Source organism: Vibrio sp. Vb1127 (assembly GCF_033338735.1).
Taxonomy (GTDB): Bacteria; Pseudomonadota; Gammaproteobacteria; order Enterobacterales; family Vibrionaceae; genus Vibrio; species Vibrio alginolyticus.
Genome location: NZ_JAWOTF010000009.1, coordinates 1 through 14707 on the forward strand (window position 1 = coordinate 1; position 14707 = coordinate 14707).

The window sequence follows — 14707 nt, forward strand, 5'->3', positions numbered from 1 at the left end:
TCGTTTCCGCTCGACTTGCATGTGTTAGGCCTGCCGCCAGCGTTCAATCTGAGCCATGATCAAACTCTTCAATTTAAGATTTTGTTCGGCTCAATGAATACTGAACATTCCTTTCGCTAATAAATAGCAGAAGTAATGTTTGAATTGACTGTGCTGAATCTTTCGATTCAATGGTCACTTCGTATCATTGAAACCTAATTTGAAGCCTAAGCTTCTAATTGGATTATCATCAACGAGTGCCCACACAGATTGATAGGTCTATATTTTTAAAGAGCACACTTCGAAGTTCTCTTCAAAGTGGACGGCCATTTTAGCTAGATAACTTATCGTGTCAAACACTTTTTTAAGTTATTTATCTGCGAGTTAATTTTAACTCACTAACCGTAGTTGTTTAGGTTCCGCTTCACTTGCTTTCCCGTGACAACGGAGGCGCATTATAGGGAGTTCATCAAAGAACACAAGTGCATTTTTTAAAAAAACTCACCTTTTTAGTTTATTCGTATAGAAAACAGACAAAAGACTCTAAAAAACTATAGAAAAGGGGCCAAACGGCCCCTTTAGTGTGATTTTTATCTCAATTTTACTGTATCCATACAATTATTGATGAGCACAAATTTGGTCATTAGTAACAATTAGCTGCACTGTCTTGTCTGGAACGATTTCACCAGACAGAATTGATTTGGCTAACGGGTTCTCGACATTCTGCTGAATTGCACGTTTTAAAGGACGCGCACCATACACAGGATCGAAACCAACTTGAGCGATCAAATCGAGCGCTTTGTCGGAAACTTCTAGTTGATAGCCTTTCTCCTCTAGTCGTTTCGCCAAACGTTCCAATTGAATAGAAGCAATGGACTTAATGTGTTCTTGACCAAGTGGATGGAACACCACGATTTCGTCAACACGGTTCAAGAACTCTGGGCGGAAGTGTTTGCTAACCACATCCATCACTTCACTCTTGATACCTTGATAGTCTAATGTTGCGAAATTCTCTTGGATACGAGATGAACCCAAGTTAGATGTCATGATCACAACCGTATTACGGAAGTCAACAGTACGACCTTGACCATCCGTTAAACGCCCATCATCGAGAACTTGCAGCAGAATGTTAAATACATCCGGATGCGCTTTCTCTACTTCGTCTAACAAAATTACCGAATACGGCTTGCGACGAACCGCTTCAGTTAAGTAACCACCCTCTTCATACCCGACATAGCCTGGAGGTGCACCAACCAACCTTGCCACTGAGTGTTTCTCCATGAACTCAGACATATCGATACGGACCATCGCATCTTCACTGTCGAACATAAAGCTCGCAAGTGTCTTACAAAGCTCTGTTTTACCCACACCAGTTGGACCTAAGAATAAGAAAGAGCCAATTGGTCGGTTTGGATCAGAAAGCCCAGCTCGACTACGACGAATGGCATTCGATACAACAGAGACCGCTTCGCTTTGACCTACCACACGATTATGCAGCACGTCTTCCATGCGAAGTAGTTTCTCTTTTTCCGCTTCTAGCATCTTGGATACCGGAATACCGGTTTGCTTAGAAAGTACTTCTGCAATCTCGTTGTCGGTTACTTTATTACGCAATAGCGTCATTTCCTGCATTTCAGCTTGGGTTGCAAGATCTAACTGCTTCTCAAGTTCAGGAATACGACCATATTGAAGCTCCGACATGCGGTTTAGATCACCAGCTCGGCGAGCAAACTCCATGTCCATACGAGCTTGTTCAAGCTCAGACTTAATATGTTGAGTACCAGAAAGAGCTGCTTTTTCTGTATTCCAAACCTCTTCTAGTTCAGCGTACTCACGTTCTTTTTCATTGAGTTCTTCATTAAGCGCTTTCAAACGCTTTTCACTCGCTTCATCGTGCTCGTTACTTAGTGCTTGCTGCTCAATTTTGAGTTGGATGATTTTACGCTCAAGCTTATCCAAGGACTCCGGCTTAGAGTCAATTTGTAAACGAATGCTTGAAGCCGCTTCGTCGATTAAGTCGATCGCTTTATCCGGCAACTGACGGTCGGAGACATAGCGATGTGACAAACTCGCCGCAGCAACAATCGCTGGGTCGGTAATTTCGACGTGATGATGAAGCTCATAACGCTCCTTCAAGCCACGTAAAATCGCCACGGTATCCTCAACGGTCGGCTCATCCACCAGCACTTTTTGGAAACGACGTTCTAATGCTGCATCTTTTTCGATGTACTGACGATATTCATCCAATGTTGTTGCGCCAACACAGTGCAGCTCACCACGAGCTAATGCCGGTTTTAGCATGTTGCCCGCATCCATTGAGCCTTCACCTTTACCAGCACCGACCATAGTGTGTAGTTCATCAATGAAGAGGATGACGTTGCCTTCTTCTTTAGCAAGTTCATTCAATACTGATTTTAAACGCTCTTCAAATTCCCCACGGTATTTCGCGCCAGCAACCAGTGCGCCCATATCCAGTGATAGCACACGGCGACCACGCAGACCTTCAGGTACTTCGTTGTTAACTATGCGCTGCGCTAAGCCTTCAACAATTGCTGTCTTACCTACGCCTGGTTCACCGATAATCACAGGGTTGTTTTTAGTACGACGCTGCAATACCTGGATAGTACGACGGATCTCATCATCACGGCCGATAACCGGATCCAATTTACCTTGCTCTGCACGTTCGGTAAGGTCTATGGTGAACTTTTCCAATGCTTGACGAAGCTCTTCTGCATTCGGATCATTGACCTTTTGACCACCTCTGATCTTTTCGATTGCCTGGCTGACTTTTTGCTCTGTTAAACCGATCTCTTTGAGCAATTGCCCCAATGGTCCGCGATCTTCTAAAGCGGCAAGCAGGAAGACTTCAGACGAGATATAGGAGTCTTGACGCTTTTGCGCCACTTTGTCACACAGGTTAAACAATGTGCCCATCGAGCTAGAGAGCTGAACATCCCCACCGATGCCACTGACTTTTGGTAATCGATCTAACATTTCACTCAATTTAGAGCGTAAATGCGTTACGTCCACATCCAGCATAGTAAGCAATGGACGAATTGGACTGCCATTTTGATCAAGCAAAGCCACCATGAGGTGAACTGGCTCGATATATTGATGATCGCGCCCTAACGCTAGTGATTGAGCATCAGAGATAGCGATTTGAAACTTACTTGTGAATCGATCAAGACGCATATCTACCTTCCTAACCTCAACTAAAGGAAATTCTTTTGACAGTTAGAAAGATGGATACTCAGGAGGGGAATTTCAAGGGAGTGAATGAATAAAGATAGCTTTGCAAAAATAGTAGTATGCATCTTAGCACTTTGGTGCTTATAGCTAGTCTTCGATCCAAATAAAGGTTGCTTGTCGACCAGTCTTACCATCACGGCGATAAGAGTAAAAAGAGGCTTTATCTTGGTAAGTACAAAGTCCAGAATCAAACACTTGTGTCACACCAGCCCGGTTTAGACGTTGCGTTGCCAGCACCGACATGTCAGCAAACCATTTACCGTCGATATCGCGTGGAGCAAATGCTTGATTCGCCTGTGAATCAAAATCAACAAAAGCTTGCAGAACATCTTCACCCACTTCGAAGGCTTGAGGGCCAATGGCGGGGCCAAGCCACGCTATCACTTCACCAGAAAACAACGCTAACGCATTTTCGACAATGCCATTTGCTAAGCCGCGCCAACCTGCGTGAACTGCGGCTACTTGCGTACCTTGTGTATTAGTCAATAATAAAGGTAAACAATCGGCGGTCATCGCTGAACAAACAACATGGCTTGAAGAAGTAAATACACCATCCGCATCAAGCACCTGTGTTGTTGGTTCATTTGCTTGAGCCACAACGGTTGAATGCGTTTGGTTTAACCAGATTGGCGCATTTGGCATGCTTGCCTGTTGCGCCAACCAAGCTCGGTTCTTCTCTACTAAAGACAAATCATCCCCAACGTGAGTACCTAAATTTAGCCCTTGGTAAGGGCCTGTCGAAAATCCGCCTATGCGTGTTGAGGCGAAAGCTTTGACATTTTTAGGCGCTGGCCAATTCGGAATGATCGTCTTCATATTAGAATTCTTCCGGTAAGCCGTGCTCTTCTGTATCTTGACGAAGCGCTTCAGTCATCACCACCATGTCATCAGGCACTGGAGCATGAAACTCAAGAACTTCGCTCGTAATTGGGTGCTCAAAGCGCAGCATTACTGCGTGCAATGCTTGGCGATCGAAACCCCGGATCATTGCCGTTAGCTCTTCAGACGCACCTGTCGGGATGCGAGCACGTCCACCATATGCAATATCACCGAGCAACGGATGCTGAAGGTAAGACATGTGCACACGAATCTGGTGCGTACGACCCGTTTCTAGACGCAAGCGAATACGCGTGTGTTCGCGGAAGCGTTCAGCAACACGGTAGTGCGTTACGGCTGGTTTGCCCATTGGTGCCACCGCCATAAGCGTGCGCTTAGTAGAGTGACGACCAATAGGTTGATCCACTTTACCGCCCGCAGTCATACGACCAATAGCGATCGCTTCGTACTCACGAGTAATATTACGTTTTTGCAGTGCGCGAACCAGACGAGTTTGTGCAGGAACGGTTTTCGCCACCACCATCAAACCCGTTGTGTCTTTATCCAAACGGTGCACGATACCTGCACGAGGTACTTCTGCAATATCAGGGTAATGATGCAACAACGCATTAAGTACAGTGCCATCAGGCGTACCAGCGCCCGGATGAACCACAAAGTCACGAGGTTTGTTGATAACGATAATATCTTCATCTTCATAGACGATATCTAGCGGGATATCTTGCGCTTCCCAGCGTTCTTCATCTTCTAACTCGGCTTGCAATGTAATTTCCTCGCCACCCATTACTTTGGTACGAGGTTTAGTGACAACTTCACCATCAACTTGAACTTTCCCATCAAGCAGCCACTCTTTTAGGCGCGAGCGAGAGAAGTCCGCGAATAATTCGGCGATAGCTTGGTCTAAACGTTGACCTAACTGGCTATCTTTTACGGTATTTGTTAATACAATCTGCTGAGCCATATCGAACTTTTTTAAAAACTGTGAGACTAATGCTCACGACTGTGAAAAAATAGACTATTACGTCATTGTATCTGTTACTGGAAAGAAAGTAACGGCAGCTTAAGAAATATTTAGATTCAAGGAACAGACTCCTGATATGAAACGTCAGACTTTAACAGGCCTTTTAGCGGTATCCCTTCTGTTTGGATGTGCAAGCAAAGAAGAAATCGTTCCTGATGTGCCGCCTTCGGAACTGTATGCAGACGCACAGATTTCTCTTCAAAGTGGTAATTGGCTTTCTGCAATTGAGAAACTGGAAGCATTAGACTCACGTTACCCATTCGGTGCCTACTCAGAACAGGTGCAGCTTGACCTAATCTATGCGTACTACAAAAACGACGACCTTGCTTTGGGCTTGGCAACCATTTCTCGCTTTATGCGTTTAAACCCAACCCATGAAAAGATGGATTGGGTGCTGTACATGCGAGGTCTAAGCCACATGGCGCAAGATCGTAACTTTATGCATGATTTATTCAGCGTAGATCGAAGCGATCGCGATCCTGAACCGGTAAAAAAAGCGTTTGATGACTTCAAAAAACTACTTCAACGCTACCCGAATAGCCCATATGCAGAAGATTCACAAAAACGTATGGTTGCGCTGAAAAACCGTCTAGCGAACTATGATTTAGCGACTGCTGACTTCTACCTTCGCCGTGAAGCTTGGGTCGCTGCTATTAATCGCAGCCAAGAGCTACAAAAAGCGTATCCAGACACAGAAGCTGCACGTAAGTCACTGACTATCCAGCTAGAGGCCTACAAGCAACTTGGTTTGGAAGACGCCGTAGCAAGAACTGAAAAGCTTATCGAGCTCAACCCTGTGAAGTAATTGAACTTGCTTTAAACTGAACCGCCACCGTTTTTACCGTGGCGGTTTTTTATTACTCTCAATAGTGTATTCAGCCCTTTCTTGATGATCTTCCTAGCTCCACATATGCTTAAAGTTCTCCTCCCCCCCTTTATAAAAAGGATGTGAACGTGACGATATCTAAGCTTTGCGCAGTTATGCTGCTCCTATTGTCTGCTTCCGTTTGCGCACTGCAAATCTCGCCGCTCAAACAGCCTCCTTACACTGGGGACCTCGATGTCATCAAAGATAAGAATGTACTGCGCGTCTTAGTTTCTGCCGATTTAGGCTTTTACTACATTGAGGGCGGCACACCAAAAGGCATAGGCGCGGAATTGCTGGCGCATTTCGAAAAAGACCTTCGTAAACTCAAACCAAAGCTTAACGTACAAATTATTCCTGTTGCCCGCGACCAGCTACTGCCAGCCTTAGAAAACGGTTCAGGTGACTTAGTTGTCGCCAACCTGACTATTACCGACACGCGCAAACAGAAAGTGGAGTTCAGTTCACCCATTCTCACTGACATTCAAGAGTGGGTAGTGACAAACAAAAGCACACCAACGATGACGAAAATCGAACAACTGAGCGGCAAAGAGATTTGGGTGCGCGCCAGCTCTAGCTACTTTGAAAGCATTCAGACACTAAATAAGAAACTAAACAAAAAAGGCTTACCGCCTGTTATCGTGCACTTTATTGAAGAAACACTTCAAGATTATGAGCTGGTCGGAATGCTCAACAATGGTTACGTCAAAGCCATTGTTCTCGATAGCCATAAAGCCAAGCTTTGGCTGAAAGTGATGGATGATATTCGGGTGCACAAAAAAATCCCTATCCGCAAAAATGGCAAAATTGCTTGGGCAATGCGAGAAAATAGTCCCAAATTAAAAGCCGTCGTGAATAAGTTCATCCAGAAGTCTCGCTCTGGGACACTACTCGGTAACGTTATTTACGGTAAATACATCGATAACACGGGATGGTTGAACAGAGCTCTTAACCCTAAGAAAATTGCTCAACTAGAAAAACTCGCAGCGCTATTTTCACGCTATGGTGAGAAATACGATATCGACTATTTACTGATCGCTGCAATCGCTTACAAGGAATCAGGATTTAATAACGACCTAGTTGGAAGCCGAGGTGCCGTTGGCATAATGCAAGTCCTACCCAGCACCGCTCAAGATCCGAATATCAATATCAAAAATGTTCGACAATTAGAAAACAACATTCATGCTGGAGTGAAATACTTAGCTTTTTTGCGTAAGCAGTACTTCAGTGATCCTGATATTACTGCACAAAATAAACTCTACTTTACATTGGCGGCTTACAATGCGGGCCCCGGCAATGTAGAGCGTATTCGTAAGCGTGCAGCCCAACAAGGTTACGATCCTAATGTTTGGTTTAATAACGTGGAAGTCGTTATGCGGAAAAGTTTAAGCTCAACGGTTGGGTACGTCACAAGCATTAATCGCTACTACATAATATACAAACAACTAGAAAGTTTGGACCAAGTCAAAAGTCTAGAAAGGGTTTCACTAGCCCCAAAAGACCCCATTTTCATGATACCGCTACGAAAAGTCAGCCAAATGCCAGGCAGTAAAAAGCCGCTTGTACAGTAAGCGGCTTTTTAAATGGATTCATTGGAGAGACTCAGTGATCGTCATCACACCTTACGTGTAGTTAAATTTTAACCACCTCAAATATTAGGCCGTAAAACTTCCCTAAAAACGAGGCCGTTTTCAGCTGAGTACTCTATCCAATCTACGGATTTACTAACCGATAACAAGCAATTTCACGATAAATCTCAGAAGTTCTTGAGTGAGATCACATTCATTTTTCATCATAAAAAACCCGAGCAAAATAATGATCTGAATCACATTTTTTTATGCTTAAAGCGGTAATCTGAACTCAACCCATGAGGGATGCAACAGAGGAAAAACACTTATGACAATGAATATCACTGGCAAAAACATCGAAATCACCTCTGCAATCCGAGCTCATATTGAGAGCAAATTTAAAAAACTGGAGAAATGGCAAGTAGACCTAATTGGTTGCCAAGCAACTTTCAGTGAGGAACCAAACAAACAGAAGAAATTCGAAGCGGTTATCAAAGTTCCTAAAGGCCAGCTCATTGCCTCAGCAACTCACGAAGATCTTTACGCAGCTATCAACGAAGTGGAGCAAAAACTAGAACGACAATTGAACAAGCTGACCCACAAACCTGAAGCTCGACGTGCAAGTAAGCCTGAGCTAGTGGAAGAAGAAGAGTAAACTGAACAGATTGAGGAAATAGCGCCGAAAGGCGCTATTTTTTTGCTTGACGCTCTCCCCAGCCTTGCTTATTGTGTTTAAACACTCATAAATTAAGCACTATTTATGCATTTAACCTCACTGTTTATTTTTGACTTCTTTTTCCTCCCATAGTTGGAGGGGCGAACTCGTTTGTGAAAGAAAAGTCAAAAACAAACAGAAAGCCTCCCAAATCGGGAGGCTTTTTTATAAGGAAAGAATTGATGACTGACCAACCTATTTCCCTCGAAGAAATTCGTTTACGCTTGAATGAGTTGGATGACCAACTTCTCAGCTTATTGTCTGAGCGCCGTAAACTCAGCATTGAAGTAGCCAAAAGCAAAGTACAAACCTCAAAGCCTGTTCGCGACGCCGTCCGTGAACAGCAATTATTGGTCAAGCTGATTTCTAATGGCCAAGATAAATACGAACTTGACGCGCAGTACATCACCAAGCTTTTCCATACCATCATTGAAGACTCAGTTCTGCTTCAACAAAGTTATCTGCAAAATCTCGTTAACCCACAGCAAAGCCGTAAGCCACTTGCTCGCGTCGCTTTTTTAGGAGCCAAAGGCTCTTATTCGCACTTGGCAAGTCGCGAATACTTCAGTCGTAAAAATACGGAGCTTATCGAGCTCAACTGCGAGCACTTTAAAGAAGTGACTCAAACGGTTGAATCTGGCCATGCTGATTATGGCGTTCTGCCAATCGAAAACACCAGCTCAGGCTCTATTAATGAAGTGTATGACTTACTACAACACACGACGCTTTACATCGTTGGAGAGCTAACTCAACCAATCGAACACTGCTTGGTTGCGAAAAAAGACATTCGTCTGGAAGATATTAAAACGCTGTATTCTCACCCTCAGCCACACCAACAGTGCAGTGAGTTTTTAAGCCGTATGAAAGGGGTAAAGCTGGAGTCCTGCGCGAGCACAGCAGATGCAATGCAGAAAGTCCAAGAGATGGATCGTGATGATGTGGCTGCAATTGGTAATGCATCAAGCGGTAAGCTATATGGCTTGCAAGCAATTCAAGGCAACATCGCAAACCAAACCGAAAATCATACTCGCTTTATCGTGGTTGCTCGTAAACCGGTTGAAGTTTCTACTCAGATTCCAGCAAAAACCACATTGATCATGTCGACCTCCCAAGAGGCAGGCTCATTGGTTGAAACACTATTAGTGCTGCAACGTTACGGCATCAATATGACCAAGCTAGAATCACGCCCAATTATGGGGAACCCGTGGGAAGAGATGTTCTACGTAGACTTGACATCACATCTTGCTTCGACAGAAATGCAACAGGCACTAGAAGAGCTAACAAAAATAACTAAACACTTGAAAGTATTAGGCTGTTACCCTAGTGAGAACGTAAAGCCTACCCAAGTAAAATTGAGTTAATAGACACCAGTGAGTAAAAAGATCATGGCAACCCAAAAAGTCGTAATCGCATCGCTAAACCCAGCCAAAATTAATGCAGTTCAAAGTGCATTTCGTAATGCATTTCCGCATCAAGAGTTCAACTTCGTTGGCATCAGTGTACCGAGTGAGGTCGCAGATCAGCCCATGACGAATGAAGAAACTCATCGTGGTGCGCTAAACCGCGTTAAAAACGCAAAAGTAGAGATGCCAAACGCGGATTACTATGTCGGTCTCGAAGCGGGAATTGAAGCAAACGTGACGTTTGCTTGGATGGTGGTTGAGTCAGAGACTCACCGCGGTGAATCTCGTTCTGCAAGCTTAATGTTGCCGCCAAAAGTCTTGGAAAAACTCAAGGATGCGAATGAGTTGGGAGATGTAATGGACGAAGTGTTTGGTACTGATAATATCAAACAGAAAGGTGGCGCTATTAGCCTGCTAACCCAAAACCAGCTAACTCGAAGCTCGGTCTATCACCAAGCCTTGATTCTGGCTTTAATTCCATTCACAAACCCTGAGCATTTTCCTTCAAATTTATAACACTCAGCCTAGTCTCTAGATACGCAAAAAGGGCGGATATTTCCGCCCTTTGTAATACGTTATCTTAGTCACTTGTAACACCAAGGCCTAAAAGCAAATTGGATATACTGTCTACTTAGATACCGCAACTTGTTCTAACAAGACTTTCAACTTGTCTTTTTCTTCATCAGATTTCGACTTTAGTTCGTTAGAGCCACGAGTAATGGTGGCAATGCCCACACCAAGCATCTGACTGATCTGACGTTGAGATAATTCTCCTTTAAGAAGTTCGTTAATTATATTAACGCGTGATATTAATGACTCTCTCTCATCACGTGACATCAGCATAGTTAACAGCATGTCATCTTGCTGGGTGCCCATACTTGTTCGAATTAGCTCAATAATCTGTTGCCAGTCTTTATACTCGGGTTCGTGCGACATCAAGTTACCTCACTCAATACTTGGTATTGATCTCATGTTGATTCAAGAACGCGCCATCGATACCCAAAAGATCACGATAGTATGTTTCAAACATCAAGATGTTTTGTACATAACCGCGCGTCTCTTTAAATGGAATTGCCTCAATAAAGGCATAAGCATCCACTTTTCCTTGGGTACGCTCTCGCCACGTTTTTACTCTGTTAGGACCTGCATTATAAGCAGCAAGAGCAAAAATACGATTATTATCGTAATCCTCTAATAAACCTTGCAAATAATGGCTACCAATTTCGATATTTTTTCCTACATTGTAGAGATCCTGCGTACCTTGATAACTCAACTTATATTTACGTGCCGTGTACTTCGCCGTCGCAGGCATGATCTGCATAAGACCACGAGCGCCAACTGGAGAGCGGGCTTCAACATCTAACGCACTTTCCTGTCGAGCGAGAGACATCATCGTGACGGGATCAATGTTGTGCTTTTTCGCATAAAAGTTAAACCACCAGCGGTGTGCTATTGGGAACCTAAGTTCGATATTATCCCACATCTGCGCTTGAATACTCGCGGTCACCGTTAGGTGATGCCAACGTTTAAATGATGCATAAGCCGCCAACATCGCCTTTTCATCTTTCCCTACGCGGCGCAGTAAGTGTGCCCATTCACTCTTCGCTGCTGCGATTTTATCCGTCGCGATCAACTCTTCGATACGAGCTAACGAGTCTTGATAGGGTTGAACAACTTTCTTATCCAACTTAACCGTATGCGTTGGGTATTTGATTGATTGCCCGATTGCATTGGCGGCAGCCACACTGTAGAAGTTTCGTTGCCCAAGCAGAGTTGCTAAACGCTGTTTCCCCGCGATGTCATCACCTAACGCTATTTCACTTCTTCCAAGCCAATATTGCCAGCGTAGCGTGGCTTGTTCTTCTTTATTTAGAACAGCAATCCACTCTTGTACGCCTTTCCAATCTGCATTTTGAATCGCTAAGCGGATGCGCGTTTCAATCAACGGTAAGTACTGACTGGTTTTCGTTTTATCATCGCGCCATTTAGCTAATGACTCAGACTCCGTACGAGTCAATCGAAATGCAATATAGTCGGCAAGTTCTTGCGCTTTTTCTGGAGAAAACTTCTGTCCTTTAATGACAGCATCGTACGCACCTTGTGCTTGGCTAGTGTTCATGCGAGCCAACTTTTCTAACGCATATTCACTTTGCGCTCGATTAAAATCATTCGCAGGTTTTTTCTTCGCGAATTCCGCAACACTTGAAGGATTATCAAACAACGCTTTCATTTCTTTGGCTTGTTGCTTTGCCTGCGCTGATTTAGGCAGTTTGAGCAAGTAACTCATCAAACCGCCATTACGAGCATCAAACGCCAGTAACATACGCTGTAGAATCAGTTCATCGGTACGCTCACCCGCCTTGTCCCATGCTTCAAATAATGGGTCACACTCATCAGCAATGCTGATGCCACGTAACCACATATGTTCAGCCCCTTTAAACGCCGCGACTTTCTTGCCTTGCTTTAATTGAGCGACGTAGAAAATACATTGGTAACGCTCACCACTAGGAATGACTTTTTGAAACTCAGTAATGGTTTTCCAATCTTTTTGCTTATAAAGATGATTGAGGTATGGAGCGCGAACTCGACGAGAAAATGGAAAAGACTCGTGCTCAGAAATAAACTCGTTCACCTGTTGTGGTGACTTTTCCGGTAACTGTCTAATAAAAGTGCGGTAATCCACATAAGGCGTTAGTGGATAGTCAGAAATTTTAGGACGAATCGAAAGGTATCCGTCGATGTCATTTTTATCTAATAAATCTTGAGCTTGCTCATATACTTCGCGCTGCTTTTCCAAACTCAGCGCGGCATTAGCACTCAAACTCATAGCACACAACGCGGCGGCGCAGCATACGTTTTTAGCCAATTCAGATACGTTGAATCTCATTTGTGTCATTTTCCCCAGACATATACTGCCCTAAAGCCTAGTTTTGTTAGAGTTCATGTGATGTTAAGGCAATTTTCACACATGCATCTATTTACACAGAATGCAGATGTCCATGTAAAGCAACTTAGTGTATTAAAAATTGTACTCGTCAAACTTTTAAGACGATGGAGACAAAGCGTTTCTAACTCGCATAGAAAACACTTCGTCATTCTTAACGAATAACAAAAGTGTATACCCTAACCGTGTAAGTTTCCGGTCAGCTCAAAATAAGAAATCCATTCGTTAGGGAAATTCTTGCAATGCGGTAACAAAAACAAAGCACTTGGTATAAAATGATGGGTTTGAATGACAGTTAATTTAGGAACGATCGGCAATGGCTGAATACGTATATACCATGTCGCGGGTGAGCAAAATTGTGCCACCTAAGCGTCAAATTCTTAAAGACATCTCTCTGAGCTTCTTCCCTGGTGCGAAAATCGGTGTTTTAGGTCTGAACGGTGCAGGTAAATCCACACTGCTACGTATCATGGCAGGTATCGACACGGATATCGACGGTGAAGCGCGTCCACAACCTGGTCTAAACGTAGGTTACCTACCTCAGGAACCAGTATTAGACGAATCAAAAACCGTTCGTGAAGTTGTTGAAGAAGCGGTTGCTGACGTTGCTGACGCTCTGAAACGTTTGGACGCAGTCTACGCAGCATACGCTGAACCAGATGCAGACTTCGACGCACTTGCAAAAGAGCAAGGCGAGCTAGAAGCCCTTATCCAAGCGAAAGATGGCCACAACCTAGAAAATGCGCTTGAGCGTGCGGCAAACGCACTTCGTTTACCTGAATGGGACCAAAAAATTGCGCACCTATCAGGTGGTGAACGCCGCCGTGTGGCTATTTGTCGCTTGCTACTTTCTAAGCCAGACATGCTACTGCTTGATGAACCTACCAACCACCTAGATGCAGAATCAGTGGCTTGGCTAGAGCGCTTCTTAGTGGATTACACAGGTACCGTAGTAGCCATCACCCACGACCGTTACTTCCTAGATAACGCTGCGGGCTGGATCTTAGAACTGGACCGTGGTGAAGGTATCCCATGGGAAGGCAACTACACCTCATGGCTGGAGCAAAAAGACGCTCGTCTACAACAAGAAGCCTCCCAAGAGAGTGCTCGCCAAAAGACTATCGAGAAAGAGCTTGAGTGGGTACGTAAAAACCCTAAAGGTCGTCAAGCGAAGTCAAAAGCACGTATGGCTCGCTTTGAAGAACTGCAAAGCTCTGATCATCAAAAACGTAATGAAACCAATGAACTATTTATCCCACCAGGTGAGCGTCTAGGTGATAAGGTTATTGAAGTGAAGAACCTGACCAAGTCATTTGACGGTCGAGTTCTAATTGATGACCTGTCATTCAGCATCCCTAAAGGTGCAATTGTTGGTATCATCGGTGCTAACGGCGCAGGTAAATCGACGCTATTCAAGATGTTAAGTGGTACTGAACAACCAGACTCGGGCACAATTGAGATGGGCGATACAGTAAAACTAGCATCTGTCGATCAGTTCCGTGACAGCATGGACGATTCTAAAACCGTATTCCAAGAGATCTCTGAAGGTGCTGATATCATTAAGATCAACAACTTCGAAATCCCAGCTCGTGCATACTGTTCACGCTTTAACTTTAAAGGCAGTGACCAACAAAAGATTATTGGTGAACTATCGGGTGGTGAGCGTAACCGTGTCCACCTTGCGAAGCTTCTTAAAGCGGGCGGCAACGTGTTGCTACTCGACGAACCAACCAACGACCTTGACGTTGAAACACTGCGTGCTCTAGAAGAAGCATTACTAGAGTTCCCTGGTTGTGCAATGGTTATCTCGCACGACCGTTGGTTCCTTGACCGTATCGCGACCCACATCATTGACTACCGTGACGAAGGCCAAGTTAACTTCTACGAAGGTAACTACACAGAGTACATGGATTGGTTGAAGAAAACATTGGGTCCTGAAGCCGCAGAACCACACCGTATCAAATACAAGCGTATTGCGAAGTAATCGCAACCCACAAAGTTTGATTGTAATTTGTACAAAGGCCGCTATCATAGCGGCCTTTGTTTTCTTTGTTATAAAAAGAGCTCATTAGCCCGTCTCGTTCGTTAAGAACATGACATTGCACTTACGTCACTCTGTAGCGACCTCG

The 14707-nt window shown here is 44.3% G+C and carries 11 protein-coding genes, 1 rRNA gene and 1 other annotated feature; of the genes, 6 read left to right on the top strand and 6 right to left on the bottom strand.

What is annotated here, in order from left to right:
- From R7H07_RS13690 to rluD, 4 genes are all read right to left on the bottom strand, one after another.
- Positions 1–75, bottom strand: a 16S ribosomal RNA gene (locus R7H07_RS13690); the annotation flags it as partial.
- A 522-nt stretch (positions 76–597) separates the two neighbouring features.
- Positions 598–3171 (bottom strand): ATP-dependent chaperone ClpB, encoded by a 2574-nt coding sequence (gene clpB / locus R7H07_RS13695; RefSeq protein WP_005381873.1) that lies wholly within the window; start codon positions 3169–3171, stop codon positions 598–600.
- A gap of 144 nt (positions 3172–3315) precedes the next feature.
- On the bottom strand, positions 3316–4044 hold the full coding sequence (pgeF, locus tag R7H07_RS13700; RefSeq protein WP_206958069.1) for a peptidoglycan editing factor PgeF: 729 nt from the start codon (positions 4042–4044) through the stop codon (positions 3316–3318).
- Between the two features lies 1 nt (position 4045).
- Positions 4046–5023 (bottom strand): 23S rRNA pseudouridine(1911/1915/1917) synthase RluD, encoded by a 978-nt coding sequence (gene rluD, locus R7H07_RS13705; protein WP_206958067.1) that lies wholly within the window; start codon positions 5021–5023, stop codon positions 4046–4048.
- Between the two features lie 136 nt (positions 5024–5159).
- Here rluD and bamD point away from each other — a divergent pair, with 136 nt between their 5' ends.
- The 5 genes from bamD (at position 5160) to yjjX (ending at position 10150) form a co-directional block, all read left to right on the top strand.
- The gene (gene bamD, locus R7H07_RS13710; protein WP_005381876.1) at positions 5160–5888 is read left to right on the top strand and encodes an outer membrane protein assembly factor BamD; all 729 of its coding nucleotides are present in this window, start codon (positions 5160–5162) and stop codon (positions 5886–5888) included.
- Positions 5889–6037: 149 nt separating this feature from the next.
- A complete protein-coding gene (locus R7H07_RS13715; RefSeq protein ID WP_313895346.1) occupies positions 6038–7519 on the top strand; it encodes a lytic transglycosylase F in 1482 nt (493 codons plus the stop codon).
- A gap of 325 nt (positions 7520–7844) precedes the next feature.
- Positions 7845–8171: a ribosome hibernation-promoting factor, HPF/YfiA family gene (hpf, locus tag R7H07_RS13720; protein ID WP_005381889.1), complete on the top strand. Its 327-nt coding sequence runs from the start codon at positions 7845–7847 to the stop codon at positions 8169–8171.
- A gap of 108 nt (positions 8172–8279) precedes the next feature.
- Positions 8280–8401 (top strand) — a sequence feature (Phe leader region).
- Between the two features lie 12 nt (positions 8402–8413).
- Positions 8414–9592 (top strand): prephenate dehydratase, encoded by a 1179-nt coding sequence (gene pheA, locus R7H07_RS13725; RefSeq protein ID WP_017636154.1) that lies wholly within the window; start codon positions 8414–8416, stop codon positions 9590–9592.
- Positions 9593–9616: 24 nt separating this feature from the next.
- Complete coding sequence (gene yjjX / locus R7H07_RS13730) at positions 9617–10150, top strand: inosine/xanthosine triphosphatase (RefSeq protein ID WP_005381891.1); 534 nt, start codon at positions 9617–9619, stop codon at positions 10148–10150.
- A 111-nt stretch (positions 10151–10261) separates the two neighbouring features.
- On the opposite strand, the gene trpR is transcribed toward yjjX, so the two are convergent.
- Both trpR and sltY read right to left on the bottom strand, forming a co-directional pair.
- On the bottom strand, positions 10262–10570 hold the full coding sequence (gene trpR, locus R7H07_RS13735) for a trp operon repressor (RefSeq protein WP_005381892.1): 309 nt from the start codon (positions 10568–10570) through the stop codon (positions 10262–10264).
- Positions 10571–10583: 13 nt separating this feature from the next.
- Positions 10584–12530, bottom strand: coding sequence for a murein transglycosylase (gene sltY / locus R7H07_RS13740; protein ID WP_031812891.1), 1947 nt, complete (start codon positions 12528–12530; stop codon positions 10584–10586).
- A 364-nt stretch (positions 12531–12894) separates the two neighbouring features.
- Here sltY and ettA point away from each other — a divergent pair, with 364 nt between their 5' ends.
- Positions 12895–14562: an energy-dependent translational throttle protein EttA gene (gene ettA / locus R7H07_RS13745; protein WP_005381894.1), complete on the top strand. Its 1668-nt coding sequence runs from the start codon at positions 12895–12897 to the stop codon at positions 14560–14562.
- Positions 14563–14707: the final 145 nt, after the last annotated feature.

Bases quoted from the DNA above. Each gene is read 5' to 3' on its own strand.
- clpB (WP_005381873.1), bottom strand. From the start codon at position 3,171: ATGCGTCTTGATCGATTCACAAGTAAGTTTCAAATCGCTATCTCTGAT.
- pgeF (WP_206958069.1), bottom strand. From the start codon at position 4,044: ATGAAGACGATCATTCCGAATTGGCCAGCGCCTAAAAATGTCAAAGCT.
- rluD (WP_206958067.1), bottom strand. From the start codon at position 5,023: ATGGCTCAGCAGATTGTATTAACAAATACCGTAAAAGATAGCCAGTTA.
- bamD (WP_005381876.1), top strand. From the start codon at position 5,160: ATGAAACGTCAGACTTTAACAGGCCTTTTAGCGGTATCCCTTCTGTTT.
- hpf (WP_005381889.1), top strand. From the start codon at position 7,845: ATGACAATGAATATCACTGGCAAAAACATCGAAATCACCTCTGCAATC.
- pheA (WP_017636154.1), top strand. From the start codon at position 8,414: ATGACTGACCAACCTATTTCCCTCGAAGAAATTCGTTTACGCTTGAAT.
- yjjX (WP_005381891.1), top strand. From the start codon at position 9,617: ATGGCAACCCAAAAAGTCGTAATCGCATCGCTAAACCCAGCCAAAATT.
- trpR (WP_005381892.1), bottom strand. From the start codon at position 10,570: ATGTCGCACGAACCCGAGTATAAAGACTGGCAACAGATTATTGAGCTA.
- sltY (WP_031812891.1), bottom strand. From the start codon at position 12,530: ATGACACAAATGAGATTCAACGTATCTGAATTGGCTAAAAACGTATGC.
- ettA (WP_005381894.1), top strand. From the start codon at position 12,895: ATGGCTGAATACGTATATACCATGTCGCGGGTGAGCAAAATTGTGCCA.